Source organism: Nitrosospira sp. Nsp18, from assembly GCF_900103145.1.
Taxonomy (GTDB): domain Bacteria; phylum Pseudomonadota; class Gammaproteobacteria; order Burkholderiales; family Nitrosomonadaceae; genus Nitrosospira.
In genome coordinates this window covers 1-1294 of record NZ_FMWY01000059.1, presented here as the reverse complement: position 1 = coordinate 1294, position 1294 = coordinate 1, and the positions used below count along the sequence as shown (strand labels likewise).

Below are 1294 nucleotides of genomic sequence, written 5' to 3'. Positions count from 1 at the left end.
CGCGTTGCGCCATAGAAAAAGGTTACCGAAACAGTTTTGCAGTTAACGTTGTGCCATAAGGAAAGGAATTCATTTTAGTGCATCGAAGATGATTTTAAGTTTTGCCTGAATGATTTTCTTCAGGATAAACGGATTGGTATTGAGGAGGACAGCCATCAGCTGTTTTTTTGTTTCCGGGCAGACATGATCGGACTCCAGTAGCCGCTGACAAGGTGTTTTGGGAGGGTGATATTTTTTGATGTATTTTGAGTTGATACGCTGCTTTTCCTTGAGTTTGAGAGTGGGGCAAAAGAAATTCTGGAAAGTACGCCACTCGTTGCGATAGAGGTCGTTCATGAGATTGACCAGCGAGGGCTTATCGAAGCGGTCATAGCCGAAGAGCTGGCGTACATGTGTCCAGTTTTTTTGCTCGACGTGAGCGCTATCGTTTTTGTGGTAGGGGCGGGAGCGGGTGAATTGAGCGGGAGAAGGCCGATTGGTCAGATACCGGTGCAGATGGTGATTAAGGAATTCGGAGCCATTATCGCAATCGAAGCCAAGGATGGAAAAAGGCAGCGTTGCTTCAATATCCTCGATCTTTGCCATGACTCCAAGTGCACCCTTGTTCCAGGTGGCGCGGTTCTCGGTCCAACCGGAGAGGATATCGGTCAGGGTCAGGCTCCAGACAAAGTCGCCAGCCAGGCTATTGCCGCAGTGCGCCACGGTATCGGCTTCCACAAAGCCCGGGCGGGTGATATCCCAATGCTCAGTGCGAATGCAGATCTGGTTTTTGAGCAAGGTGCCAGGCTTGGTGCCGCACAGTCCATGCCGGGTGGATTGCGCACGTATCGGCTTCAGTAGCCGGTCGATGCTGCGGGCGCTGACCGCGAGCAGCTGTGTCTTGATGGATTGTGGCAGCACGCCATATTCCTGTTCGTAGTGAGGCAGCCACAGTGAAATAGCGGCCTTGAGCTTCTTCGAGCACATCTGATCGGTGGCAAACCAAATGCGCTTGAGTGCCATGAGCAATGCCGCGGAATCGTAGACCGGCTTGGCGCCCGGCTTTTTAACACGCAGCCTGGGGCGCTGGCCGAGAAGACGAATCGCGTATTTGCGGTGATAGGCGCAATTGGTGCAAAACTCATCCAGGATCGGCTTCTTGTCTTTTTTGCAGGCCTTGCGATAACGTTTCCGAATGGTTTCAAGGTATTCCCGCCGGGCACTCTTTACCATATCAAGGTCTCCTTTTCGGTAACCTTCAATATGGCGCAACGTTATTTCTCAGAATACCTTTCGGTTACATTTAATTCGGCGC

At 51.5% G+C, this 1294-nt stretch carries 1 protein-coding gene; it reads right to left on the bottom strand.

Going from position 1 to position 1294, the window contains the following annotated elements:
* Positions 1-69 precede the first annotated feature (69 nt).
* Positions 70-1212: an integrase gene (locus tag BLS94_RS14400; protein WP_090962639.1), complete on the bottom strand. Its 1143-nt coding sequence runs from the start codon at positions 1210-1212 to the stop codon at positions 70-72.
* Positions 1213-1294 lie beyond the last annotated feature (82 nt).